The following is a 24,135-nucleotide window of genomic DNA, read 5'->3' on the forward strand; positions in this document are numbered from 1 at the left end:
TGGTCGTGTGTCCGCGATGGCGGCAGAACTTGCAGGTGAGGCCTGGTCGCCTTCAAAGCAAAAAAGTGGCCGTGGAGGCTCGGCCTCCGGTGGACCGCGGAAGGAGGGACAGGGCCGTGCGGCCGGGTCACCCGGCGGGGAAGACCACGTCGGCGTTCTCCTCCATGGCCTCCTCTCCGTTGTTGAGGAACACGATGCGGCCGTCTCCGTAGCGGGCGGTCCAGCCTTCGCCGAGGTCGAATTCGCGGAGTCCACCGCCGTCCACGGGGGACCAGCCCTCGGCTCCGGGAGCCATGGTGTAGCCGTTCGGTTCGGCGGAGGAGTCGTAGACGCAGTTCCCGTCGAATTCCGCTTCGGAGGCGTAGTCCGAGTCGGGCCCATAGGGCATGAGGACGGCTCGGGCGGCGCCCTCGTCATCGAACCAGGCGGCGCTCAGGCTTCTCCCGTTCTCCGGCAGGAGCACGGCCTGCGCCGATCCGTCGGCGAGGTCCACCACGTGGGCCTCGGACACGGGGGCGCACGGTGAGGTGGACACGCCATAGGTGTGCGTGACGGCGACACCGAGGGTCTGGTCCGGGCTCACCGCGATGACCGTCTCCTCGCTGTACTGGACGCTTCCGGTGTCCACGACGTGCCGGGCCTCCTCGGGGGAGAGGATCTCGTACAAGGCGGTCGTGAAGAAGTCGTTCGGATCATCCCTGACGTGGGCGTAGGTGCGCAGCTCGCCGCCGGTCCACATCGGTGTGAGCTCGATGTTGGGCGCGATGTCCCCGGCCGGTCCCTCCGGGATCTCCGGGATGTCGTGCCCGGAGGGCTCACCACCGTCGTCGGGGTAGGTGAGCAGGTCGGCCTCGAAGCCCGTGGAGACGAGCGTGTCACCGAGGAAGCCGATCGTGCAGGCGTCGCAGGTCCACGTGTGCTCCTGGTCGGCGGCCAGGTCGCGCAGGTGGATCGTCCACTCCTCGGTGGCGTCCGAGCCCGCCTCCTCCAGTTCCGACCACGCGACCTTGGTCCCGTCGGCCGACCAGGCCACCGACCCGGGGACCACGTCCTCTTCGAGGACTTCCACCTCCCCGCCGGGCTCGGTCACCCCCTTGAGCTCCCCTCCGCTGTTCCAGGCAACCGGGCGGAAGGCCGCCGCCGTCCCCGTCGCCTCGGCGCAGGCGCGGCGGTTGGCCGCGTCCTCAGGGGCGGTGGTGCTGATGCAGACGGTCAGGGCCGCGTCGGCCTGGACCGTGCAGGACTCGGCCCCTGGGCCCTCCTCGCACCCCCAGTACAGGAACGCGACGCCCTCCGGCAGAGGCGCGTCGGGGTCGACCTCGATGGGGCCGGTCTCGCCCTTCGCCGAGTCGACCACGGTGGTGCAGTCGGTTGTGCCGCCGCCGATGGCGCAGTCCTCGCCCGGCTCGCCCGGCATGGCGACCTCGGCCGCCGCCGTCGCCACCATGACGCTGACCGGAACGGTGTCGGACGTGAGCACCTGCTGCCCGAGCACCACCCCGCCGGCGGTGACCGCGGCCAGCCCTCCGCCGACCGCGAGCTTGGCGGTGAGCCCGGCACCGGCCTTGCCCGCGGTCGCGGTCGTCGAGGTGACCGTGGAGGAGACCGCGCCTCCCGGGTCGGCCGCCGCCGCGACCTCGGTCGCCAGGCCGCCGGACTGGTGGGCGGCCTCGGTGGCGACCTCGCCTCCCGGGGGCGGGGAACCGCCGGACAGGGCGTCGGCGGCCGACGACGCCTCATCCGTCCCGGACACCCCCGGGTCGGCGCCCACGTCGGAACCGCCTGTGTCGGCACCGGACGCGTCGGAACCGGTCTGGGCGTGTTCCGGCCCGCACAGCTCGGCCCCCTCCTCGGCGCCGCGTGCGGCGGCCTCGTCGCCCATCTCCCGCCACAGGGCGGCGGCAGCGGCGAACCCGGCGGCTGCGGCGGCGCGCCGACCGGTGACCAGGCTCCGTACCCCCTCCTCGTGCAGGAAGTAGGCCAGAGCGCCCTTGTCGCGGGCGCGTTCGGCCGCCGCCCGCCCGCGCTCCACCAGCCGCCCCCAGGCGCCGGTCTTCAGCGAACAGGCGAGCGTCGGGGCGGCGGCGCGCGCCAGGCGGACGGCGGTCTCGGCGGCACCGGCGCGGTCCAGGGCGTCGACGGTGCGCGAGACCAGGCTTTCGGCGCCCGCCGCGTCGGAGGCGGAGCGGCCGGGGGCCGTCACCCAGTGGACGAGGCGGTCGGCGATGGCGGACAGTTCCGCGCCGCCCGAAGGCGTAACGGTCTCGGCCGCGCCGCCGTCGAGGCCGGGCGCCAGGCGGTGGCCCCGCTCGGTGGGGACCGCGATCCCCAGGCGTTCCAGGCGTTCACCGGCCGAGGCGGTGTCGGTGCCCGGTGCGGTCGCCGCTGCGAGCAGTCCGGTGTCGGCACCGCCGGGCCCGGCGAGCGCGAGTACGGACAGCACGGCGCGCTCGCCGGGTCCCAGTGTCCCCAAGAGACGCGGGAGCAGGTCGGGAAGCTCGGCAGGCCGCGCCAGCCTCCCCTGGGCTGAGGCGAGCAGGAGCCGGTGGGGGTTGCCCGAGGTGGCCAGGACCAGCTCGTCGGCCAGCGCCTGCTCGGACTCGTCCAGCGGGTGCCCCAGCGCGCGGGAGAGCAGGGCGAGTGCGTCCGCGTGCCCGAGGCCCTCCAGCGCCATCGCGTCCCCGTTCCCCCACAGGGTGCGGCGGGTCGAGGAGACCAGCACGGCCGCATCGGGGAGCGTGTCCAGCAGAGATTCGAGGTCCTGCCGGGGGCATTCCAGGTCGTCCAGGATGAGCGCGGCCCCGACACCGGTCATCAGGCGGCGCAGCTCCGCACCGGTCGGGCGGTAGCCGGGGGCGTCGAAGCAGGCGGTGAACACGTCCTGCAGGACGTCGCCGCGGTCCTGGCCCGCCGCGTCCACGAAGGCGACCCCGCCCGGGTCGGCCCGGGCTTCGTGGGCGCACATCCGCAGCAGGGTGCTCTTTCCGGTGCCGGAGGGGCCATAGACCTGCACGGCGCCGCTTTCGGCGAGGGCGCGGGTGACGGCGTCCAGCTCCCGCCCGCGCCCCAGGGGGGCGTGTACGCGGCGCGGAAGCAGGCGGACGTCCTCCCGGGGCCGGACCTCGGGCCGCCGCCCCTGCTGGACGACGGTGACGTGGGAGCGCTCGGCGGTGACCACGACATTGTGGTCGCCGACGACCATGGTCCCGGTGACGTCTCCGGCCACCTCGACCCAGTTGTCGGCTCCGCTTCCGCCGTCGGGCGGCGTCACTCCCCGTCCCCGCCTTCGCCGCCGAAGTGGCGGGAGAACTCGGCGGCCACGGCGTCGCCCGCGTGCTCGACGAGCCGCCCGACGAAGGGGTGCACGATGAGCGCGGTGACGGCTCCGGCGAGCGCGGGCAGGCGCTTGGCGAACCAGTCGCGCACGTAGACCATGGTCGAGACCTCGGGTTCCTCGGCGGTGACCGCCTCTTCGAGTTCGTCGATCCGCTCGCGGGCGGAGTCCGCCCCCTTCCCGGCCTCCCGGTCGATCCGCTCGCGCAACGCGGCGAAGCCGGAGCGCAGCGACTCCAGGTCGGCGCCTTCGGCCACAGGGACGTCCTGGGGCCCTCCATGGATCGCGACGACGTTGTTGTCCTCGCCCACGACCACCTGTCCGGAGACGTCGCCCGTCTCCACCCGGTACCGCTTGCCCGTCCCGCCCTCACCCATGGCCACCCCTTTTGTCGGAATCCAGCCCGCCGGTTCTGGGATGATAACGAGGCGCCGCGCGAGGGCGACGCCCTTTTTCGATAAAGGAATGAGTACGTTTATCCGTTCCTGTGGCCGATATTTCCCCACCGGCCCCAGGAGGTGCGATGCGCACCACGGCGCTCATGGTGCATTCGGTCCCGCCATCCCATGAGAGGAGATGCAGGGCTTCGTCTTCGCCGGTGTGCGCGGGGGGTCGCTCCAGTGGGGTTCGTCCCCGCCGTCCTTTGGTGGCGGAGAATCGGCATTTTCTGGCCTGTGCTGCTTTTTTGTCCCGAGTGCTGCGAGAAGCGAGCGGAATCGGTGGTGGTCGGATCCGTATGACCGCTGCGGAGGAATCGGGGCCGATCGGGTGGGGCAAGCCTCTGCTGGGGAAAGAGGAGCGTATGGCGGACTCGCGTGGCGCCCGGCCTGAACGCGTCCCCGACGTCCACGTCGTCGGTGTCGACGGGTGCGCGGGCGGCTGGGTCGCCGTGCACCTCCGTGAAGGGGTGTTCAGCGGGGCGCGTTTCCACGCCCGGCTGTGCGCGTTGGTCGACGGGGCGGAAGGCGGCGTGATCGCGATCGACGTCCCGCTGGGGCTTCCCCCGGACGGGCGGCTCTGGCGCGAGTGCGACCTCCGGGCCCGCTCGGCCCTGGGTCCCCGCAGGGGAAGCGTGTTCCCGGTGCCCTCCCGCCGGGTCCTGGAGTGTACGAGCCGGGAGCAGGCGGACCGGGTCCAGCGGGAGCTCGCGGGAAAGGGGGTCGCCGCCCAGGCCTTCGCGCTGTTCCCGAAGATCCGTGAGGCCGAGGAGCAGCGCCGCAGGGGCGTCCGGCTGCACGGGGTCCACCCGGAGGTCTCCTTCGCCGCGATGGCCGGCGGCCCGCTCGCCTGGAGCAAGCGGACATGGAACGGGCAGGCGCAGCGGCTCCGGCTCCTCGGTGCCCAGGGCATCTCCCTTCCCGACGACCTGGGGCAGGCGGGTCCGGTTCCTGTGGACGACGTTCTCGACGCCGCGGCCGCGGCATGGTCCGCGAAGCGGATCGCCGACGGGGTGGCGGGCAGTCTGCCCGACCCCGCCGACCGCGACGAGGGCGGTGGGCCGGTCGCCATCCGGTTCTGATGTGCCGGACGGGCCGGGCTCCGGGCCACCCCGCCTCGATACCGACCATGCGGTATGTCACGATGGGGGTGCGCCGCTCCGGCCGCCGTTGAGCACCGGGCGGTCCCTGTCCGCGGCGTGTTCCTTCGTGATGAGGAGGCCACGATGGCGGTCGACCCCTCCGGGCAGGACCTCGCACGGCTGGTGGAGAAGGACCCCGGCGGTCCCGTGGTGATGCTCAACCTGCTGCGCTTCGCCCCCGACGGGCGGCCCTCCTATGAGGAGTACTCGCGGCGGGCAGGGCGTTTCCTGGCCCGGTACGGGGCAGAGCTCCTCTACGCCGGCGACGGCGAGGCGCCCCTCGTGGCCGAGGAGGGCCAGGACTGGGACGCGGTGCTCCTGGTGCGCTATCCCAGCCGCGAGGCCTTCAGCCGGATGGTCGCCGACCCCGAGTACCAGGAGATCACCGGCCTGCGCTCCGGTGCTCTGACCGAGGCCGTGCTCCAGCCGACCACTCCCTGGTTCACGCGCGGCGACGGGGACGGCTGAACGGCCGCGCATCCGCCCCCTGCACGTTCGAGCGGCCCGCGCGCCGGTCCCGGTCGATCAGCGCGCGGGGCTGCCTCCGCGGGTCAGGCGCACTGCCAGAGGAACCGGCCCTCGCCCGTCTCACTGTTCAGGAACGCGTAGCCGATTCCCGCGTCGCCGAAATTCACGTCGAACGGCGCTTTGCAGCTGTCCAGTTGGAGCACGTGCTCCCACGTTCCCGGGGCCTTCGGTTCCTCGTTGCGCTGGAGCCAGGCGGGGGCGCCTCCCAGGAAGGTGAAGGACTCGTCGTCCGTGTCGGGGGCGGAGGTCACCGCGACGTGGTCCGGGCCGTGCGTTGGGCCCGTCTCCAATGGAGCGACCTCATAGAAGCTCGCGGGGCGTCCCGGCTGGGCGAAGAACGCGTTCTCCCCGCCGTCGGGCTCCCACGTGCCTTCGACGAACTCCCCGTCCTCCTCCTCGGTCATGAAGAGGTAGCCGAGGCGCACCCCGGCGCCGGGCAGGCGGACCTGCCCGATGAACCGCATGGGGTTGCCGGTCTCCGCCGACAGCGGCCACGCGGGCTCTTCCAGCCAGACCGGCTGTCCGCCGAACTTGGTGACCGGTTCCCGGACCGGGACGTCGGACTTCTCGAATTGCAGGACCTGCTTGTCCAAGGGGGGTTCCTGTCTGTCTGTGGGGTGGTGCAGGGCCCAGATCCCCGCCGTGTCGGTGGTACCGACGGATGGGGCGGAGGAGCGGTTCCTCTGGAGACGGGCGGGGCGCTGAACGGCGCCAGGACCGTTCCGGCGCACAACGGGACCGAGGGGCGCCTCACGGCGGCCCCTCGGTCGGAATCCGGTCGGGGAGCGTCAGGAGGAGTACACGCGCTCCACGAAATGCGCCAACTGGTCGTCGGACAGGAACTGGGCCAGGTCGGCTTCGCTGATCATGCCGACGAACCTGCGGTTCTCGTCGATGACCGGCAGGCGGCGGATCTGGTTGCCCTCCATCTCCCGCAGGACGTCCTGTACGCTCGCGCGGCTCGCGATCCAGTGGGGCGTGCCCCGGCACAGTTCCCCGGCGGTGACGTGGGACGGCTCGTGGCCCGAGGCCACGCACATCACCACGATGTCGCGGTCGGTGATGAGCCCGACCATGCGCTCGTCGGGATCCATCGGGTCGCTCACCGGTAGGGCGCCCACCCCGTGCTCCCGCATGAGCTGCGCCGCACGGTCCAGGGTCTCGTCGGCGGGGATCCAATGGGCTCCAGGGTGCATGATGTCGGCGGCGGTGGTCATGTCCCGGCCTCCTCGGCTCGGATTCCTGATGGACGGGGCCGTCCACAGGCCTCTCCCGGTCAACGCTAGGAGCGTCCCGGCAAAAGGCACGACACATGGCGGGTCCGGACTCGCCAAAGGCCGCAGGGGCGGGTGGCGGACGGCGCCGGAGAACGCGGTGCGTTTCGGGGAACCGGATCGCTCCCGGACCCGTCTTGTCCGTTGCCGGGGGGCGCACAGGGCGCCGCCGGATCGGGACGAGGAGATCGCATGACCGTTGAGGACCTGCGGACCCTGCAGATCGGCAGGCTGGTGCCCCTGGCCGAGGGGGAGTCCGTGCGGGCGGACGACGGCGGACCGGCGACCAGGCTCGGCGGCCAGCCGGACTGGCTCTCCGAGCCGGAGTGGCCCCTGGCGTCCGGGAAGGCCCAGCGCTTCATCGCGCAGGTGCGGCTCCCCGGCTCCGAGCCGAGGATGGCCTACATCTTCATGGAGGACGACGGGTTCGGCGACCAGGACCCGGACTTGGGCGACCTCAGTGAGTACGACTGGAACACCGACGTCCCGTCCACCTACCGCGTGACCGACTCCCACGCCCCCAACACCGTCATCGTCCAACCAAACGGCACACCCCGCGTCCCCACCGCGCCGGTCGCGGAGGGCCCGACCCTGCACAACATCGTCCCTGGCCAGGCCATGCCCGTGGCGTACCGGGTGGAGCTCGCGCCGTACGTCCCGGAGACGGTGGAGGCGGAGGTCGAGGGGGAGGAGGACGTCCCGGTCGCCTGGTGGTCGGGTGACGCGAAGTTCGACGAGGAGGAGGACCGCCCCGACGTCCAGGTCGGAGGGAAGGCCTTCTGGCTCCAGATGCAAGAGGTGCCTGACGACTGGCACCACGTGGCCACCATCGACTCGGCCACCGACAAGTACTCCATCAACTGCGGCGACAGCGGCCTCGCCTACGCCTTCCTGAACCCCGAGCAGACCAACGGCGTCCTGATCACCCAGTCCTGCTGAATGCTCGGGACCCGCAGGCCGAAGGTGCGGCGCTGCACCAGCGCCGACCGGGGCGGCTGAAGCCTGCACATCCGGACGGTTCGCCCGCGGATCGGCGCCGGTCCCGGTCGACCGGCGGGCGAGCCGTCCGCCACAGGTCAGCAGCAGTGCCAGAAGAAGCGGCCCTCGCCGGTCTCCGTGTCCAGGAAGGCGTAGCCGGTGCCCGTGTCGCCGAAGTTGACGTAGAACGGCACGTCAATGCTGTCCAGCTGGAGTATGTGCTCCCACGTTCCGGGGGCATCAAGAAGCACATCGGGGGCGCCTCCCAGGAAGGTGATGCCGCCTCCGACGAACGGGATGGAGTCGGGGTCGTACGTCACCGCGACGTGGTCGGGGCCGTGCGTCGGGCCGGTCTCCAGCGGGGCGGCCTCGTAGAAGGAGGCGGGGCGTCCCGGCTGGGCGAAGAAGGCGTTCTCCCCGGCCTCGGGATCCATGGTCTCGTAGCCGTGCCCGTCCTCCTCCTCGGTCATGAAGAGGTAGCCGAGGCGCACCCCGGCGCCGGGCAGGCGGACCTGCCCGATGAACCGCATGGGGTTGCCGGTCTCGGCTGACAGCGGCCATTCCGGCTCCTCCAGCCAGACCGGCTGCCCGCCGAGCTTGGTGACCGGCTCCCGGACCGGTTCGTCGCACTTCTCGAATCGCAGGAATCGCGGGGTCTGCTCGTCCACAGGGGGCCTCCTGGCCGTGTGCCGAATGTGGCAGGGGACCGGAGTCCCTACCGTGTCGGGGAATCGACGGGCGCGACGGGGGGCCGGTTCCGACGCCGTCCACCAGGGGGCTTCCCGACCCACGTTAGGAACGGCCGGGCAGAGCGCACGCCACCTCCGGTGTTCTCGGACTCACCAGAGTCCTACGCGGACAGGCGCGGCGTGCGGAGCGGGAGCAGTCGGGAAGGGACGGGGAGCGTCGCGGCGGGAGAGATGATGGGTGCTCTCCGGGAACCGGGGTCCCCCGGCCCCCGTCTTGTTCGTTGGCCGGCGGATGCGCAGGCCACCGCCGACGGGGAGGGGGAGGGCCATGAGCGTTGACGACCTGCGGACCATGCACTTCGGCAGGCTGGTGTCCGCAGAGGACGGGGAGGCCGGAGCGGCGGCCGACGGCGGGCCGGTGACCAGGTTCGGTGGCCGGCCGGACTGGCTCTCCGAGCCGGAGTGGCCCCTTCCGGGCGGGAGGCCCCTGAGATTCGTCGCGCAGGTGCGGCTCCCCGGTGCCGAGCCGAGGATGGCCTACATCTTCATGGACGACGGGTACGAGAGGGACTTCAGCGAGTACGGCTGGAACACCGACGCTCCGCAGGCCTACCGAGTGAACGACCCCTACATCCCCAACACGGTGATCGTGCAGCCGGGAGGCACGCCCTATGTGCGCACCGCGCCGGCCGCCGAGGGGCCGACGCTGTACTACAGCGCCACTGGCTCCGACCGCACGCCCGTGGAGTACCGCGTAGAGCTCACCCCCTACGAAGGGGACCCCGGCGAGGACGCGGAACCCGAGGACGTGGTCCCGTGGTGGTCCGACGTCCAGGTCGGCGGAAAGGTCTTCTGGCTCCAGGGCGACGAGTCCCCCGGCGACGAATGGCACCACCTGGCCACCATCGACTCCGACGACGGCAAGTACTCCATCAACTGCGGCGACGCCGGGACCGCCTACGCCTTCCTGAACCCGGAGCAGACCGGCGGCATCCTCATCGTCCAGTCCTGCTGAACCCCGGCGCCCGCGGTGTGCTGGAGCCGCGTCACACCAGCGCCGACGGCGGCAGCCCCCGGATCGAGGCGTCGAGCACCTGGGCCGTGTGGGCGACGGCGATCTCCTCGCCGCGCTCGCGCATGGTCGCGGCGATCTGCAGGGAGCACCCGGGGTTCCCCGCGACCAGCAGGGACGCCTTCGTGGAGGCGACGTCGTCGGCCTTGCGGGTCCCCAGCTCGGCCGCGGGTTCGGGGTTGAGCAGGTTGTACACCCCCGCCGACCCGCAGCAGATCTCCGGGTTGGGCAGGTCGGCCACCTCCAGGTCCGGGATCGAGCGCAGAAGGTCCCGGGGCTCGGCGGTCACCCCCTGGCCGTGGGAGAGGTGGCAGGCGTCGTGGTAGGCCGCCTTCACCGGCAGCGGGTGGCGCTCGGCGCGCGGGCCGAGCTCCGCCAGGTACTCGGAGAAGTCCACGACCTTGGCGGACAGTGCCTCGGCGCGGCGGACCAGGTCGTCAGGGCGGCCCGCCTCGCGCAGCACCCGGCCGTAGTGCTTCATCGTGCCGCCGCATCCCGCGGAGTTCACGACGACGGACTCGACCCCTGCCTTCTCGAACGTGCGGACGGTCTCCTCGGCGAAGCGCGCGGCCTCCTCGGCGCGGCCCGAGTGCGAAGAGAGCGCGCCGCAGCACCCCTGGCCCTTCGGGATGACGACCTCGCAGCCCTCACTGGCCAGCACCCGTGCCGTCGCCGTGTTCACCTGGGGGAAGAACGCCCCCTGCACGCACCCGGTGAGCATGCCGACGACGGCCCGCCGCCGACCGGCGGCCGGGACGCGCTCAGGAAGCGCGGGCACCTTCCCCTTGATGGGCGGCGCCATGCGCTCCATCGCCGCCACGGACGGGGACACGCGTTCGAGTACTCCGGACGAGCGCAAGGGCTTCGCCAGGCCGCTGGCCTGGTAGGCGCGCAGGGGGCCGCGCATCAGCCCGAGGCGGCGCCGGTAGGGGAAGAGGGAGAAGATCGCCGAGCGGATGAGGCGCTCCGCCCGGGGGCGCTCGTGCTCCTCCTCCACGCGCGCGCGGGTGGTCTCGATCAGCGCGTCATAGGCGACGCCGGACGGGCACGCCGTCACGCATGCGAGGCACCCGAGGCAGTTGTCGAAGTGCCCGACGGAGGCGTCCGTGAACACCCCCTCGTCCTCCGCCTGCCCCATGAGGTGGATGCGCCCCCTGGGGGAGTCCATCTCCTCGCCCCACAGGACGTAGGTGGGGCAGGTCGGCAGGCAGAAGCCGCAGTGCACGCAGTCGGACAGCAGGTCGGGGAACGGCCGCTCGGCCGTCCCGGCGCCGTTCTCCGCGCCTTCGGCGCCTTCGGTGCCGTCTGCGCTCTTCGCGCTCTCGGTCATCGGGTGTCCTCCCTGCGGGTCGGGGCGCGGAATGCGAGGGAAGGGGGCGGGCGTCAGATGCCTCCGGCGAACCGGCCGGGGGACAGGACACCGTCCGGGTCCAGGTTCTTCTTGATCGACCGCATGAGCGGCAGCCCGGGCACCGTCCCCCACGGGTCGAGGCCCGCATCGTGCACGGGGCGCGGCGCGTCCAGGACGGTCAGGGAGCCGTGGCCCCCGGTCGCCTCCTCCACGCGGGCGCGCAGGGACGCGACGGCCCGGACGGCGTTCACCGGGTCGGTCGCCGACGGCAGCGCGCTGAACAGCACGCCGGACCCTGCCGAACCTCGGACCGGCAGGGGCCCCGCGTCGGGGGCGGCCTCGGCCAGGGCGTCCAGAACGGCGGGCAGCCGGGCCGGAGGGGAGGTCAGCTTGAGGAGCGTGTCCCCGGGGCCGCCCGGGAGCTCTCCCCAGCCCTCGGGCAGGTCCTCCGACACGGAGGAGCCGGGCAGCAGCGAGGAGACCTCGTCAGCGCGCGCTCTGATGCCGTCCTTAGGCCCTTCGAGCAGCACATGGACCGTGACCGCCCCTGCGGCCGGACGGTCGACCTCGATCGCGGTCGGGGCGGTGTGCGACCGTTGCACCGACGCCACCAGCTCCCGAGCGCGCGCGGGGTCGTCGGCCCGGGCGGACACGGTGTGCGCCGCCGGGGGGACCGGGCGCAGCCGGAATGTCACCGACGTGATGATCCCGAGCGTCCCCAGCGCCCCGGCGTGCAGCTTGCCCAGGTCGTATCCGGCGACGTTCTTGACGACCCGCCCGCCCGAGCTCGCTGCGACCCCGTCGGCGCGCACCACGGTCATGCCCAGGATCAGGTCGCGCACCGGGCCGTAGAGCATCCGCCCCGGGCCGGACAGCCCGGTGGCCACCACACCGCCGACGGTCGACCCCGGCACCACCGGGTCGACCGGGAGCCGCTGGCCGGACGCGCCCAGCACGTCGGCCAGGTCCTCCACCGGCGTTCCGGCGCCGGCTTCGACCACCAGGTCCCCGGCGGCGTGGTCGACCCGGTTCAGCGCCGACACGTCGAGGACGACGTCGCACCGGCGTAGGGGAGCGCCCCAACCGATCTTGGTGCCCGCCCCGCGCGGCACGAGGGCCAGTCCGTCGCGGGCCGCGGCGGCCGCCACCGCCGCGCATCCGTCGGCGTCGGCGGGCTCGGCGACCCACCGGGGGACGACGCCCCCCACCGCGTCCCGGTCGGCCCCGGGGCGGACGGGGACGCCGGACGCCGCCAGGGCGCCCACCGCACCGTCCGCTTCGACCCGCGCCTGCTGGTCTTCGCCGCTCATCGCCCGCCCTTCCCGAACGGTTCCTGGACGCCTCGTTCCCCCGCCTCCCCGTTGATATCGGGGAGATCAACGGGGAGGGGGCTAGAACTGCTCCGCCCGCCCCTCGGCCACCAGCGGGTGCACGTCCTTGCGCACCCCCGGCACCTCCCCGCACAGCCGGGGCGTGGGCAGAAGCTTCTCCGGATTGGCCACCCCGGCCGGGTCGAACGCCCGCCGGAAGAGGTCCATCGTCTCCAAGTCCTGCGGGGTGAACATGCGCGGCATCGAGCAGGCCTTGTCCACCCCCACGCCGTGCTCGCCGGTGATCGACCCGCCGTGCCGGATGCACAGGTCCAGGATGGCGCCGGAGACCTCGGCGGCGCGCTCGCCCGCGCCCGGCTCGGCGTCGTCGAACAGCACCAGCGGGTGCAGATTGCCGTCCCCGGCGTGGAACACGTTGGCCACCCGGATGCCGCTCTCGGCCGACAGCCGGGCGATGTCGCCGAGCACCTCGCCCAGCGCGGTGCGCGGCACCACCCCGTCCTGGACGATGTAGGCGGGGCTGATCCGCCCCACCGCGGCGAACGCCGACTTGCGCCCCTTCCAGATGCGCGCCCGCTCGGCGGCGCCGCTGGCCTCCCGGATCTCGAAGGCGCCCGCGCGCTCGCACAGCCGCCGCACCATGGCGGCGTCGGCGTCCACGTCGGCGGCGGGCCCGTCCAGTTCGACGATGAGCACCGCGCCCGCGCCCTCGGGGTAGTCGCAGGCCACCGCGGCCTCGGCGGCCTCGATGGACAGCGCGTCCATCATCTCTACGGCGGCGGGCAGCACCCCTTCGGCGACGACCGAGGAGACCGCCTCCCCGCCGGCGTCCATCCCGGTGAAGGCGGCGAGCAGGGTGGTGACCTTCTGCGGGGTGCGCACCAGGCGCACGGTGGCCTCGGTGGCGATGCCCAGGGTGCCCTCGGAGCCGATGAACGCGCCGATCAGGTCGTAGCCGGGGGCCTCGGGCGCCTTGCCGCCCAGCCGCACCAGCCCGCCCTGGGGCGTGGCGATCTGCAGGCCCAGCACGTGGTTGACGGTGAAACCGTACTTCAGGCAGTGGGCGCCGCCGGAGTTCTCGGCGATGTTCCCGCCGACCGAGCAGACCTGCTGGCTGGAGGGGTCGGGGGCGTAGTAGTAGCCGTAGGGGGCGGCGGCGCGGGTGATGTCGAGGTTGGCCACGCCGGGCTGGACGACGGCGCACTCGTTGTCGGGGTCGACCTCGATGACGCGGCGCATGCGCGAGGTGGTGACCAGCACCCCGTCGGTGCGGGGGAGCGCTCCCGCCGACAGGCCGGTCCCGGCGCCGCGCGGCACGAAGGGCACGCCCTCGGCGGCGCACAGCCCGAGGACCTCGGCGACCTGTTCGGCGGTGGTCGGCAGGACCACCACCCCGGGCACCTCGGCGTGGTAGGTGAGCCCGTCGCTCTCGTAGGTGCGGCGGCGGGAGGCGTCGGTGATGACGCCGTCGCCGCCGCAGATGCGCTTGAGGCGGGGGACGAGGGCGCTCAGCCGGTCGGCGCGGTCCGCGCGGCCGTGAGCCGCGCCCGCCGGGTCCGTGGTCGACCGGTCATGGGGTGACTCGTCCGACCGATCCCGAATGGCCCGCTCCCGCATGGCACTCGCCCTTCCGCCCGTCGTCGGCGACAGCCGCGCGGAGCGCGCGGGAGCGGGCCCCTGGCGGGACGTCCCGCGCGCTCCGTGATCTCGGCCTCAGACGTTACGGCATCCGCTCGTAGGCGGGAAGGGTGAGGAAGTCGGCGTAGTCGTCGGCCAGGGACACCTCGCGGAACAGCTCGACCGCGCGGTCGAACAGCTCGGCGTCATAGGCGTCGCCGTGCTCGGCCTTGATGGCCTCCAGCTCCTCGGTGATGATGCGGTCGACCAGCTCGGCGGTGACCCTGGGGCCGTCGTCGAGGGTGACGTCGTTGTGCAGCCACTGCCAGATCTGCGAGCGCGAGATCTCGGCGGTCGCGGCGTCCTCCATGAGGTTGTGGATGGCCACCGCCCCGTTGCCGCCGATCCAGGCGGCCAGGTACTGCAGGGCGACGTTGACGTTGGAGCGCAGGCCCGCCTCGGTGACGCCGCCCTCGGTGGCGTCGACGGCGAGCAGGTCCCCGGCCTTGACCGCGACGTCCGGGCGCTGCTTGTCGAGCTGGTTCGGCCGGTCGCCCAGGACGCCGTCGAAGATCTCCATGGCGACCGGGACCAGGTCCGGGTGGGCGACCCAGGAGCCGTCGAAGCCGTCGCCGGACTCGCGGGTCTTGTCGTCGCGCACCTTGGCCAGGGCGCGCTCGTTGACCTCGGCGTCGCGGCGGCTGGGGATGAACGCGGCCATCCCGCCGATGGCGAAGGCGCCGCGGCGGTGGCAGGTCGCCACCAGCAGCTCGGTGTAGGCGCGCATGAAGGGGGCGGTCATGGTGACCGCGTTGCGCTCGGGCAGCAGGAAGCTGCGGCCCCGGGTGCGGTGCGTCTTGATGACGCTGAACAGGTAGTCCCAGCGGCCCGCGTTCAGCCCGGCGGAGTGCTCGCGCAGCTCGTAGAGGATCTCCTCCATCTCGAACGCGGCCGGGATGGTCTCGATGAGCACGGTGGCGCGGATGGTGCCGCGCGGGATGCCCAGGCGCTCCTGGGCGGCCAGGAAGATGTCGTTCCAGAGGCGGGCCTCCAGGTGGCTCTCCATCTTCGGCAGGTAGAAGTAGGGGCCCTTGCCCTTGTCGAGCTGGCGCTGGGCGCAGTGGAAGAAGTAGAGGGCGAAGTCGACGATGCCGCCGGAGGTGCGCTCGCCGTCGACCAGGACGTGCTTCTCGTCCAGGTGCCAGCCGCGCGGGCGGACCACGATGGTGGCCAGCTCCGAGTCCTCCTTCAGGGCGTAGGTCTTGCCCTGCGGGGAGGTGAAGTCGATGGCGCGGTCCAGCGCGTCGCGCAGGTTGAGCTGGCCGCCGACCATGTTCTCCCACAGCGGGGTGTTGGCGTCCTCGAAATCGGCGAGCCAGACCTTCGCCCCGGAGTTGAGGGCGTTGATCGTCATCTTGCGGTCGGTGGGGCCGGTGATCTCCACCCGGCGGTCGGTGATGCCGGGGGCGGGCGGGGCGACCTTCCAGGTCGTGTCCTCGCGGACGGCCCGGGTCTCGGGGAGGAAGTCCAGGTCCTCGCCGGCGGCGATGCGGGCCTGGCGCTCCTTGCGCGCGGCGAGCAGCTCCCGGCGGCGCGGCTCGAAGCGGCGGTGCAGGTCGGCGACGAGCGCGAGAGCGTCATCGGTGAGGATCTCGTCGTACCGGTCGTGGAGGGGGCCGGTGATCTCGACCCCGTTCGTGGCGCCCATGCGATACCTTCCACAAAGTGAAACTTGGTTCTGGGATGTGGAATATGACGCTACTCTCCGGTCGGACCGCTGGTCAACGTTGTGAGCCTCTCACACGCCCGGAAACCTTGCTCTCAGCGTAAACTTCGCGAAGTTTTCCTGTGAAGGGTCCCCATGTATTCGGATACCGGCAGAAAAGGTGTGTTCTGCCTGGCGTCGGCGCGCACCTCCGGGCGCGCCCGGGAGCGCGCCCACGGGCCGATCGGCGTGAAAATCCCGTGCCAACGCCCCGGTGCCGTGCGACCATCCAGGGAACAACCGGCGCCACCGGGACGTTGCCCCTGCTGGAGGGATATTGAGTACTGCTGACGAACACGGCACCGACACCGCGGCCGAGGGCATGGGCCGCGCTCCGTCGGACGGCCGTGCAAGCGGCGCCGCGGACCCCTACGGCGCCGAGGACCCGCTCACGGCGGGGGGCGGCCCCCAGGGGTCCGACCCCGAGCCCGGCCAGCTCGACCTGGAGGAGCGCAACGCGCTGCGCCGCGTCGCCGGGCTGTCCACCGAACTCGAGGACGTCACCGAGGTCGAGTACCGGTCGCTGCGCCTGGAGCGCGTCGTCCTCATCGGCGTGTGGACCGGGGGCACCCAGGCCGACGCCGACAACTCGCTGATCGAGCTCAAGCAGCTCGCCGAGACCGCCGGCGCCCGCGTCCTGGAGGGCCTCACCCAGCGCCGCTCCCGGCCCGACCCGGCCACCTACATCGGCCGCGGCAAGGCCGAGGAGCTCGCCGGGGTGGTGGCCGCCACCGGCGCCGACACCGTCATCTGCGACGGGGAGCTCGCCCCCGGCCAGCTCCGCCAGCTCGAAGAGGCGGTCCGGGTCAAGGTCATCGACCGCACCGCGCTGATCCTGGACATCTTCGCCCAGCACGCCCGCAGCAGCGAGGGCAAGGCCCAGGTGGAGCTGGCCCAGCTCAACTACCTGCTGCCGCGGCTGCGCGGCTGGGGCCACTCGCTGTCCCGGCAGGCGGGCGGCAGCTCCGGCGGCGTGGGCCTGCGCGGCCCCGGTGAGACCAAGATCGAGACCGACCGGCGGCGGATCAACACCAAGATGGCCAAGCTGCGCCGCAAGCTGGCGCAGATGTCCACCGCGCGCGAGATCAAGCGGGACCGGCGGCGCACCCGGCAGGTCCCGGCGGTCTCCATCGCCGGGTACACCAACGCGGGCAAGTCCAGCCTGCTCAACCGGCTCACCGGGGCCGGTGTGCTGGTCGAGGACGCCCTGTTCGCCACCCTGGACCCGACCGTGCGCCGGGCCCAGACGCCCGACGGGCGCGCGTTCACCCTCAGCGACACCGTCGGGTTCGTCCGGCACCTGCCGCACCAGCTGGTCGAGGCGTTCCGCTCCACCCTGGAGGACGTCGCCGACGCCGACCTGATCGTGCACGTCGTGGACGCCTCCCACCCCGACCCCGAGCAGCAGCTCGCGTCGGTGCGCGAGGTCTTCGCCGACATCGGCGCCCAGGACGTGCCCGAGCTCGTGGTGCTGAACAAGACCGACGCCGCCGACCCGGTCGACGTCAAGCGGCTGCGCACCCGCGAGCCGGACGCGGTCGAGGTCTCGGCCCGCACCGGCGAGGGCGTCGACGCCGTCATCGCGGCGGTCGCCGCCGCCCTGCCCGAGCTGCAGAACGAGGTCCGCGTCCTGGTCCCCTACGACCGCGGGGACCTGGTGTCCCGGGTCCACCAGGAGGGGCGCATCGTCTCCGAGGAGCACACCGGGGAGGGCACCGCACTGCACGCGTGGGTGCCCGCGCTGCTCGCCGGGAAGCTGCGCGAGTACGAGGCGGCCCTGAGCTGACCCGGCGGCCCGCCCGCCACGGGCGGGCGGCCGGGGCCGAACGGCGCGCGAACGGCGGAACCCTGCGCAGGGTTCCGCCGTTCGCTCTATCGTGGAGGTGCCCCGGGTACGGGGAGGCCCACGCGCCGCGGCGGATTCGCGGTGCGGAGGTGTACACGCCGTCCACGCATGAACTACCGTTCTGGGACACTGGCGGCGGGCCTCCCGAACACCCGGCGCCCACGCCTCCCCGGCCGAGTCGAGATCGAGGTCCGTCCATGTCCTCCCCGAAACCGTGCAGCGCCGCCCCCTCCGCCGCGGCGCGGCCGTGAGCGCCTCGGGCGGGAGCCGCTGAGACGATGACCGTGCGACTGCTCACCAACATCGGGCGCCTGTGGACCGGCACCGACCTGCTCAGCAACGCCGCCATGCTGCTGCACGGCGACCGCGTCGCCTGGGTCGGGGCGGCGGCCGACCTGCCGCAGAGCCTGCCCGGGGTCATCGACGACATCGTCGACGTCGACGAGGTCGACAACCTGGGCGGGGGACTGGTCACCCCCGGCCTGATCGACGCCCACTGCCACCCCGTCTACGCCGGGAACCGCTACGCCGAGGTGGCGATGCGCGCCGGGGGCGCCACCAAGTCCGAGATCGCCGGGGTCGGCGGCGGGGTGGCCTCCACGGTCACGGTGACCCGCGGGACCGACCCGTGGACGCTGTGCAACGCGGTGCGCGAGCGGCTGCGCTACTGGGTGCTGTCCGGGTGCACCACCGTCGAGGCCAAGACCGGCTACCACCTGACCCGGGACGGCGAGCTCGCCGACGTGCGGCTGCTGCGCACCCTGGAGGAGGAGCCGGGCATGCCGCGGCTGCACGTCACCTTCTTCGCGGCGCACGCGGTGCCGCCGGAGTACTTCGGCCGCCCGCAGGACTACGTGGACGCGGTCGCCTCCTGGCTCGGCGACGCCTCCCAGGCCGGGGCCGAGGGCATGGACGTCTACTGCGACAACCACCAGTTCACCGCCGAGGACGCGCAGCGGCTGCTGTCGGCGGGCCGGGCGTCGGGGCTCCGCACCCACCTGCACGCCTGCGCCAAGCCCCGGCACGGCGCCGTGCGGATGGCCGCCGACCTGCAGTGCTCCTCGGTCGACCTGCTGCACGAGATCGACGAGGACGACGTGCTGGCGCTGGCCAAGACGGCCACGCCGGTGGTGGTGTGCCCGACGACGTCGCTGATGGAGGGCTCCCGCCCGCCGGTGCGCACGCTGCTCGACCACGGGGTCCCCATGGCGCTGGGCACCGACCACAACCCGGGGCAGGCGGGGGCGACGTCGCTGCCGCTGGCCGTGTCGATGGCGGTGGCGATGTTCGGCATGAGCGTGCTGGAGGCGCTGCGCGCGGCCACCGCGGGCGGCGCGCACGCCCTGGGGTGCGGCGACCGCGGGGTGCTGGCCCCGGGCAAGTACGCCGACATCGTCCAATGGGACGCCGACCACGAGGGGGCGTTCGCGTGGTCGTACGGGTTGAAGTCGCTGCGCGTATGGCGCGGCGGCGAGACGATCCGCTGACGCATCGCGCCCTCGACCTCTCGACCCCCTGATGCGCCGGCTCGACCCGCCCTGAGTCCGGCAGGGTCGTGACCTGGGCGAACACTCCGCGTTAAGGGGTGGTCGGACCGCGAAGCGCGCTCAGCGACACCCGTGTGGGCCCCGGGCGTGCGAAGTCGACGATTCCAGAACAGGTTCTGGAAACGGAATGCCCGGTTCGTGCCTGCATGGAGCGTTCGCCTCGGGTGTCGGGGCGGGTCCAGGGGTGCCTGGGCGCCCCCGCCGGGCGTCCGGGGTCCACTCGGGGTCGATATCGGCTACACACAGTGACAGTGGGGGGCGGTAAACGGGCCTGCTGTGTTGTTTGGGCCCTTTCGGAGGCAGGACGTGTTCTGGAACCGCGATGACCGTGCACCTCCGCCGCCCGCGCCGCCCTGGGGCGTCGAACAGGGCGCAGGAGGAGCATCGACACCCCGAGGGCCAGGCGAACCGGACACCGGACAGGTGGCGGCTCGTCCGGAACTCGCCTTCCGGACGCCACGGGCGGCCCGGGTCCATCCTGCTTGGCAGATCCGCCACCCGATCACGCGAAAAGCGTCCATTTCACGACGCAGGATCGCCGCCCCCTTCGCGTCGCACCCGATACGCCCGAAATGTTCGACCCCGGTGGCCCGCCGCCCGGCCAGGGCCCGTCAGCGGGGAACCAGCCGAGCCGCCGCCCCCCCCGCACCGCGAGGAACCCGCCGGACGGCAGGCAGGGCCGGGGAACCGTCCCGCTCGGGCCGTCGCCGCCCACTGCGGTGACCACGGACACGCCCGGCAGTCGACAGCGCTGCAGGTAGGGCCGCCGATCCTTCGTCGTCGCTGCCTTCCGCCTGGCACCTCGGTGGCCTGGCGGACGGCCGGGGGCGTGAGCGGGGTACGTGCCGAGCCGTCCACCTGGACCGCGAGGGGCCGGCCGCCCGGCAGGGCCGGGGAACCGCTGGGCTGTTGCCGTCGCCGCCTACTGCCGTGCACCCCTGGGGCCGGTACTCGGCCGAGTGCTGGGCCCCGGCGATCCCTCAGCCCCTGCCCGCGTTGCGGGCGGTGGCGATTTCGATGACCGCGCGTTCCAGGGCGTAGGCCGGGTCGCGGCCCGCGCCCTTGATCAGGGCGTCGGTCTCGGCCACCACGCGCATGGCCCGTGCCACGCCCTGCGGGGTCCAGCCGCGGGCCTGCTGGCGCAGCGTCTTCAGCTTCCACGGCGGCACCTTGGCCCGCTTGGCGATCTCGGCCTCGGGGATCCCGCGCGGCGGCTGGGCGGCCATGGCGATGCCCCGGACCGCGCCCGCCAGGGCGCTGTTGATCAGCACCGGAGCCGTGCCCACCGACAGCGACCAGCGCAGCTGTTCCAGCGCCTCGGGCAGCCGCCCCTCCACGGTCCGGTCGGCGACGGTGAAGCCCGTGGCCTCCGCCTTGCCGGTGTGGTACCGGGCGACGGCGGCCGCGTCCACCCGCCCCTCGGTGTCGGCGATGAGCTGGGTGCAGGCGGCGGCGATCTCCCGCAGGTCGTTGCCGACCGCGTCGAGCAGGGACTGGGCCGCGTCGGCGGTGATCTGGCGGCCGCCCCGGGAGAACTCCTCCTTGATGAACGTGAGGCGCTCGGCGGGCTTGGTGGGCTTGGCGCACTCCACGCGGGCGGCGCCGGCCTTCTTCGCGGCGTCCAGCAGCGCCTTGCCCTTGGCCCCGCCCGCGTGGACGAGCACGAGGACCACGTCGTCGGCCGGGTCCTTGAGGTAGGCGGTGACCTCCGCGGCCAGGTCCTTGGTGAGGTCCTGGGAGGAGCGCAGCACCACCACGCGGCGCTCGCCGAACAGCGACGGCGAGGCGGCCTCGGCCAGCTTACCCGCGGTGACCTGCGCCGGCACCAGGTCGTGCACGTCCACCTCGGGGTCGCCGTCCCGGGCGGCGGCGACGAGCGCGGCGACGGCGCGGTCGACCAGCAGCTCCTCGTCGCCGACGACGAGGGTCACGGGGGAGACGGAGGTGGAAGCCATACGAGCAGCATGCCACGCGCGGGTGACCGAACGGGGCGGATCCGGGTGCCGCCCCGCTCACGCCGCCCCGCTGACGCCGCCCCGCTCACGCCGCCCCGCCCTCCCGCGCCCGGCCTCGTCCCCGCGCCCTGCTCCCCGTCCGCCTCCTTCCTTCCCCGGGGCACGGCCTCTGGGCCGCCTGGTCCGGGGACGACGGCGACGTCGCCGTGGAGGTCGGTGCGGTAGTGCTCCGCGGTGATCCCTTCGATGACGGCCAGGGTCTCCGGAGCCGGATGTCCGTACGCGTTGTCCCGTCCGACTGAGGTGAGGACCAGGCGGGCGCGCGTGGCGGCCAGAAACGCCTCCTCCTGTGTCTTCGCCCCGTGGTGGGGCGTCTTGAGGACGTCGACCCCCTGGGTGATGCTCTCCTCGCCCATCAGCGCGCGCTGCGGCGACACTTCGATGTCCCCGGTGAGGAGGACCGTCACCGGTGAGGCGTCGGCGCCGGGCGGCGGCGCCCACCGGGCGTGCAGCACCACACTGCTGTCGTTGCTATCGGCGTCCTCAGCGGTGGAGGTGCCGCCGGGCCACAACACGGTCAGCGTCCACGGACCCGCCGTCCAGACCTGTCCGGCCTCGGCGGCGTGGAGCGGGACGCCCTCGGTGCGCAGATGTTCGGCGGCGGGGGAGTCCTCGAACCCCGCAGGGGCCAGGGCGACGTGCGCGCGGCGTCCGCGGAGCGCGCCGAGGACATCGCCCGCGTGGTCGGAGTGGCCGTGGGTGAGGACGAGCAGCGACAGCCGGTCGACGTCCAGGTCGCGCAGGCAGCGGTCGACGCCGGCATCCTGTTCACCGGTGTCCACCAGCACGGCCTGCCCGTCCCCGCCGGCCAGGGCCAGCGCGTCGCCCTGGCCGACGTCGCAGGCGGCCACGGCCCACCCGTCCGGGGGCCAGTCCTTCAGGGCGCAGGTGGTCGCCGCGACCGAGACGGCCGCCGCCGTCAGGCCCGCCAGGAAGGCCTTCCGGGCGCGGCCGTGCAGCACCAGGACGGCGGCCACGAGGACGGCCAGGGCCAGCGCCCCGACGGCGTCGCCGCGCCAGGGCGGCGCCGTCAGCGGAGGTGCCGCCTGGTGCAGGTCGGCGGCGGCCTGGGCGATCGCGGCGATGCCGAGCACCGCGGTCCCGGGGACCCAGGCGAGCACCGGGGCGGCCGCGGGCAGGACCAGCGCGGCGACCGCGGTGGCGAACCCGCCCGCCATGGCGACGGGGACCAGCGGTGTGGCGGCGGTGTTCGCGGGAACCGCCACCCACCCCAGCTCGGGGGTGAGCAGCACCAGCACGGGGAGGCAGGCGAGCTGGGAGGCGAGGGCGACGGAGGCCGCGTCGGCGGCCCAGCGCGGCACGAGGGGGACGCGGGCGCGCAGGGCGCGGCTCCATCCGGGGGCGAGCACCATGATGCCGCCGGTGGCCAGGACCGACAGGGCGAAGCCGTAGGCGCGGGACAGGTCGGGGTCGAACAGGACCAGCGCCAGGACCGCCGCGGACAGGGCGGCCAGCCCGCTGCGGGTGCGCCCGGTGGCCAGGGCGGCCAGCGCGATCAGCGCCATCAGGGCGGCGCGCAGCACGCTGGGGCGGGGACCGGCGACCAGGACCATGGCGGCGATCAGGCACGCGGCGGCGGCCGCGGCGGCCCACGGGGGCAGGCGCGCCCACCGGGCAGCGGCGAGGGCGGCACCGGTCAGAACGGCCAGGTGGGTCCCGGAGACCACCATCAGGTGGGTCATGCCGGAGGCGCGGAACTCCTCGCGGACGGCGGCGGGGACGTGCGCGGCGTCCCCGGCCACGAAGGCGGGCAGGAGGGCGTCGGCAGGGGAGGGCAGGTCGGCGCAGGCGGCGTGCAGCCGGGCGCGGACCCGCCCGGCCCAGGCGTGGGCCCCCGGCGGCGGCCGGACCCCGTCGGGCGGACCCCGGACCAGGACGAGCGCCCGGGCGCGGCCGCCGCCGTCGGCGGGGACGACCGTGCCGGACAGGCGGAGGCGCTGCCCGGGGAGGAGGTCCCCCCAGCCGGGGCCGCTGGTGATGAGCACGACCGGGACGCGGGTGGGGAGGCGCCGGGCGCCGGGAGGCGTCACGGAGACCGTCATGGCGGCCGTGATGCGGCGGTCTCCGGCCGGGCGCGACTCGTTCCCGGCGCGGGCTCCGGCCCTGGGGCGCGGGGGTTCGGACAGCCCGACCTCCAGCTCGGCGACGGCCTCGCGCGCCGCGAGTCCGGCCACGGGCGAGCCCTCAAGGGAGGCGAGCCGTCCCGCGCAGGCGACGGCCGCCGCGGCGCAGCAGGCGAGCAGGGCGGCGAGCGCGGGCTTCCAGGGGGCGGGCCGACGGAAGGCCTGAAGGACGGCGCCGCCGGTGAGCAGGAGGAGGACCGCGGCGACCCAGGCGGCGGGGACGGCGCCCACGCCGATGAGGCACGCGGCCGTCACCCAGGCCCCGACGGCGGGCCCGACGAGCCGCAGGTCGTGGGACCCGGCACCGCCATCGTCGACGGAATCGGGAACGTCCGTCCCGAAGAGCACAGACGAGCGCAAGGGCCACCTCCGGACCGGAGAACCCGTCCGAGGCCGACCGGCCAAGGACGGAGGAGTGGGGGCATGGGCGGGCGGGAAGGCGGCGGGGTGCTCCGCCCCCGGAGCGCGGTCGAGTGCTGGGCCTCCGGAACGCCGGGGAGAGGGCGGCGACGACAGGAGGCTGCGGCCCTTTGGGGAGCGCTGTCGGCTGGCAGGCGTGTGCGTGGCCGCCGTGGACGGCGGCGACGGCCGAAGCGGGGCGGTTCCCCGGGTCTGCCTGCCGTCCGTTGGGCCTCTCGCGGTCCAGGCGGGCGGGCGGCTGGGCTGGTGCCCCGCTCACGGGTCCCGGCCGGGCGGTGGGTCGCCGGAGTACGGGGGAGAGGACAGGAGCAACGCGGATGGGGCCGGGGCCGGGCGCCCTGACCGGAGGCGCCCGGGGGAGGCACGTCATCCGGACAGCTCGTCCCATCATGCGAGAAACCCCGCCCCTGAAACCGGGCATATCAGACCACTTCACGCTCGTTGGCCGATCCAGCGCGGCGAACGAACCACCTGAAGGGCGATTGCGTGGCATGAGCACCGCCCTCGTCGCCCCCGCACCGCCCGACGGCGTTTCCGGGTGGGGCGCCGCCCCTTGTCGTCGCCGCCTTTTCCCCTACGGCGGCCCGCCGCTCGGCCGCGGCCCGTGAGCGGGGTATCTGCTCTTCCCCCGCCGCTGGACCATTT

General features: G+C 73.7%; 17 protein-coding genes. 6 read left to right on the forward strand and 11 right to left on the reverse strand.

Annotated elements, in window-relative coordinates; genetic code table 11:
* Positions 1–127: 127 nt before the first annotated feature.
* Together O4U47_RS00170 and O4U47_RS00175 are read right to left on the reverse strand one after the other, a co-directional pair.
* The gene (locus tag O4U47_RS00170; protein ID WP_270674763.1) at positions 128–3,271 is read right to left on the reverse strand and encodes a hypothetical protein; all 3,144 of its coding nucleotides are present in this window, start codon (positions 3,269–3,271) and stop codon (positions 128–130) included.
* Entirely contained in the window at positions 3,268–3,711 is a 444-nt protein-coding gene (locus O4U47_RS00175; RefSeq protein WP_270674765.1) for a hypothetical protein, read from the reverse strand. Before O4U47_RS00175 ends, O4U47_RS00170 begins: the two co-directional genes overlap by 4 nt.
* Before the next feature lie 425 nt (positions 3,712–4,136).
* On the opposite strand from O4U47_RS00175, the gene O4U47_RS00180 reads away from it, so the two are divergent.
* Both O4U47_RS00180 and O4U47_RS00185 read left to right on the forward strand, forming a co-directional pair.
* Positions 4,137–4,853: a DUF429 domain-containing protein gene (locus O4U47_RS00180; protein WP_270674767.1), complete on the forward strand. Its 717-nt coding sequence runs from the start codon at positions 4,137–4,139 to the stop codon at positions 4,851–4,853.
* A 144-nt stretch (positions 4,854–4,997) separates the two neighbouring features.
* Positions 4,998–5,381 (forward strand): DUF1330 domain-containing protein, encoded by a 384-nt coding sequence (locus O4U47_RS00185; protein WP_270674770.1) that lies wholly within the window; start codon positions 4,998–5,000, stop codon positions 5,379–5,381.
* 83 nt (positions 5,382–5,464) lie between these two features.
* On the opposite strand, the gene O4U47_RS00190 is transcribed toward O4U47_RS00185, so the two are convergent.
* Together O4U47_RS00190 and O4U47_RS00195 are read right to left on the reverse strand one after the other, a co-directional pair.
* A complete protein-coding gene (locus O4U47_RS00190) occupies positions 5,465–6,034 on the reverse strand; it encodes a YwqG family protein (protein ID WP_270674772.1) in 570 nt (189 codons plus the stop codon).
* Between the two features lie 195 nt (positions 6,035–6,229).
* Complete coding sequence (locus tag O4U47_RS00195; protein WP_270674775.1) at positions 6,230–6,658, reverse strand: CBS domain-containing protein; 429 nt, start codon at positions 6,656–6,658, stop codon at positions 6,230–6,232.
* A gap of 249 nt (positions 6,659–6,907) precedes the next feature.
* On the opposite strand from O4U47_RS00195, the gene O4U47_RS00200 reads away from it, so the two are divergent.
* A complete protein-coding gene (locus O4U47_RS00200) occupies positions 6,908–7,654 on the forward strand; it encodes a DUF1963 domain-containing protein (RefSeq protein ID WP_270674778.1) in 747 nt (248 codons plus the stop codon).
* Positions 7,655–7,791: 137 nt separating this feature from the next.
* Here the strand turns inward: O4U47_RS00200 and O4U47_RS00205 are convergent, their stop codons facing one another.
* A complete protein-coding gene (locus O4U47_RS00205) occupies positions 7,792–8,361 on the reverse strand; it encodes a YwqG family protein (protein WP_270674781.1) in 570 nt (189 codons plus the stop codon).
* Positions 8,362–8,710: 349 nt separating this feature from the next.
* On the opposite strand from O4U47_RS00205, the gene O4U47_RS00210 reads away from it, so the two are divergent.
* On the forward strand, positions 8,711–9,397 hold the full coding sequence (locus O4U47_RS00210) for a DUF1963 domain-containing protein (protein WP_270674784.1): 687 nt from the start codon (positions 8,711–8,713) through the stop codon (positions 9,395–9,397).
* A gap of 31 nt (positions 9,398–9,428) precedes the next feature.
* Here the strand turns inward: O4U47_RS00210 and O4U47_RS00215 are convergent, their stop codons facing one another.
* The 4 genes from O4U47_RS00215 to aceB all read right to left on the reverse strand — a co-directional run bounded on the left by O4U47_RS00215 (position 9,429) and on the right by aceB (position 15,461).
* Positions 9,429–10,784, reverse strand: a complete 1,356-nt coding sequence (locus tag O4U47_RS00215; protein WP_270674786.1) for a (Fe-S)-binding protein — start codon at positions 10,782–10,784, stop codon at positions 9,429–9,431.
* 53 nt (positions 10,785–10,837) lie between these two features.
* Positions 10,838–12,115, reverse strand: a complete 1,278-nt coding sequence (locus O4U47_RS00220) for an FAD-binding oxidoreductase (protein WP_270674789.1) — start codon at positions 12,113–12,115, stop codon at positions 10,838–10,840.
* Between the two features lie 81 nt (positions 12,116–12,196).
* Positions 12,197–13,753, reverse strand: a complete 1,557-nt coding sequence (locus O4U47_RS00225; RefSeq protein ID WP_408638902.1) for an FAD-linked oxidase C-terminal domain-containing protein — start codon at positions 13,751–13,753, stop codon at positions 12,197–12,199.
* A 103-nt stretch (positions 13,754–13,856) separates the two neighbouring features.
* On the reverse strand, positions 13,857–15,461 hold the full coding sequence (gene aceB, locus O4U47_RS00230; protein ID WP_270674792.1) for a malate synthase A: 1,605 nt from the start codon (positions 15,459–15,461) through the stop codon (positions 13,857–13,859).
* Positions 15,462–15,840: 379 nt separating this feature from the next.
* On the opposite strand from aceB, the gene hflX reads away from it, so the two are divergent.
* Positions 15,841–17,304 (forward strand): GTPase HflX, encoded by a 1,464-nt coding sequence (gene hflX, locus O4U47_RS00235; protein ID WP_408638908.1) that lies wholly within the window; start codon positions 15,841–15,843, stop codon positions 17,302–17,304.
* A gap of 338 nt (positions 17,305–17,642) precedes the next feature.
* Positions 17,643–18,851 carry an amidohydrolase family protein gene (locus O4U47_RS00240; protein WP_270674799.1) on the forward strand — a complete coding sequence of 403 codons (1,209 nt, stop codon included), beginning with the start codon at positions 17,643–17,645 and terminating at the stop codon, positions 18,849–18,851.
* Between the two features lie 1,040 nt (positions 18,852–19,891).
* Here the strand turns inward: O4U47_RS00240 and holA are convergent.
* The gene (gene holA, locus O4U47_RS00245; RefSeq protein ID WP_270674801.1) at positions 19,892–20,866 is read right to left on the reverse strand and encodes a DNA polymerase III subunit delta; all 975 of its coding nucleotides are present in this window, start codon (positions 20,864–20,866) and stop codon (positions 19,892–19,894) included.
* Complete coding sequence (locus tag O4U47_RS00250) at positions 20,839–23,430, reverse strand: ComEC/Rec2 family competence protein (protein WP_270674804.1); 2,592 nt, start codon at positions 23,428–23,430, stop codon at positions 20,839–20,841. Before O4U47_RS00250 ends, holA begins: the two co-directional genes overlap by 28 nt.
* Positions 23,431–24,135 lie beyond the last annotated feature (705 nt).

Origin of the sequence: Nocardiopsis suaedae, assembly GCF_027706745.1 — a bacterium.
GTDB lineage: Bacteria > Actinomycetota > Actinomycetes > Streptosporangiales > Streptosporangiaceae > Nocardiopsis_A > Nocardiopsis_A suaedae.

What these genes read in the sequence shown, in the direction of transcription:
- O4U47_RS00175 (WP_270674765.1), bottom strand. Translation starts at nt 3,711, where the DNA reads ATGGGTGAGGGCGGGACGGGCAAGCGGTACCGGGTGGAGACGGGCGAC.
- O4U47_RS00180 (WP_270674767.1), top strand. Translation starts at nt 4,137, where the DNA reads ATGGCGGACTCGCGTGGCGCCCGGCCTGAACGCGTCCCCGACGTCCAC.
- O4U47_RS00185 (WP_270674770.1), top strand. Translation starts at nt 4,998, where the DNA reads ATGGCGGTCGACCCCTCCGGGCAGGACCTCGCACGGCTGGTGGAGAAG.
- O4U47_RS00195 (WP_270674775.1), bottom strand. Translation starts at nt 6,658, where the DNA reads ATGACCACCGCCGCCGACATCATGCACCCTGGAGCCCATTGGATCCCC.
- O4U47_RS00200 (WP_270674778.1), top strand. Translation starts at nt 6,908, where the DNA reads ATGACCGTTGAGGACCTGCGGACCCTGCAGATCGGCAGGCTGGTGCCC.
- O4U47_RS00210 (WP_270674784.1), top strand. Translation starts at nt 8,711, where the DNA reads ATGAGCGTTGACGACCTGCGGACCATGCACTTCGGCAGGCTGGTGTCC.
- O4U47_RS00215 (WP_270674786.1), bottom strand. Translation starts at nt 10,784, where the DNA reads ATGACCGAGAGCGCGAAGAGCGCAGACGGCACCGAAGGCGCCGAAGGC.
- O4U47_RS00220 (WP_270674789.1), bottom strand. Translation starts at nt 12,115, where the DNA reads ATGAGCGGCGAAGACCAGCAGGCGCGGGTCGAAGCGGACGGTGCGGTG.
- O4U47_RS00225 (WP_408638902.1), bottom strand. Translation starts at nt 13,753, where the DNA reads ATGCGGGAGCGGGCCATTCGGGATCGGTCGGACGAGTCACCCCATGAC.
- aceB (WP_270674792.1), bottom strand. Translation starts at nt 15,461, where the DNA reads ATGGGCGCCACGAACGGGGTCGAGATCACCGGCCCCCTCCACGACCGG.
- hflX (WP_408638908.1), top strand. Translation starts at nt 15,841, where the DNA reads ATGGGCCGCGCTCCGTCGGACGGCCGTGCAAGCGGCGCCGCGGACCCC.
- O4U47_RS00240 (WP_270674799.1), top strand. Translation starts at nt 17,643, where the DNA reads ATGACCGTGCGACTGCTCACCAACATCGGGCGCCTGTGGACCGGCACC.
- holA (WP_270674801.1), bottom strand. Translation starts at nt 20,866, where the DNA reads ATGGCTTCCACCTCCGTCTCCCCCGTGACCCTCGTCGTCGGCGACGAG.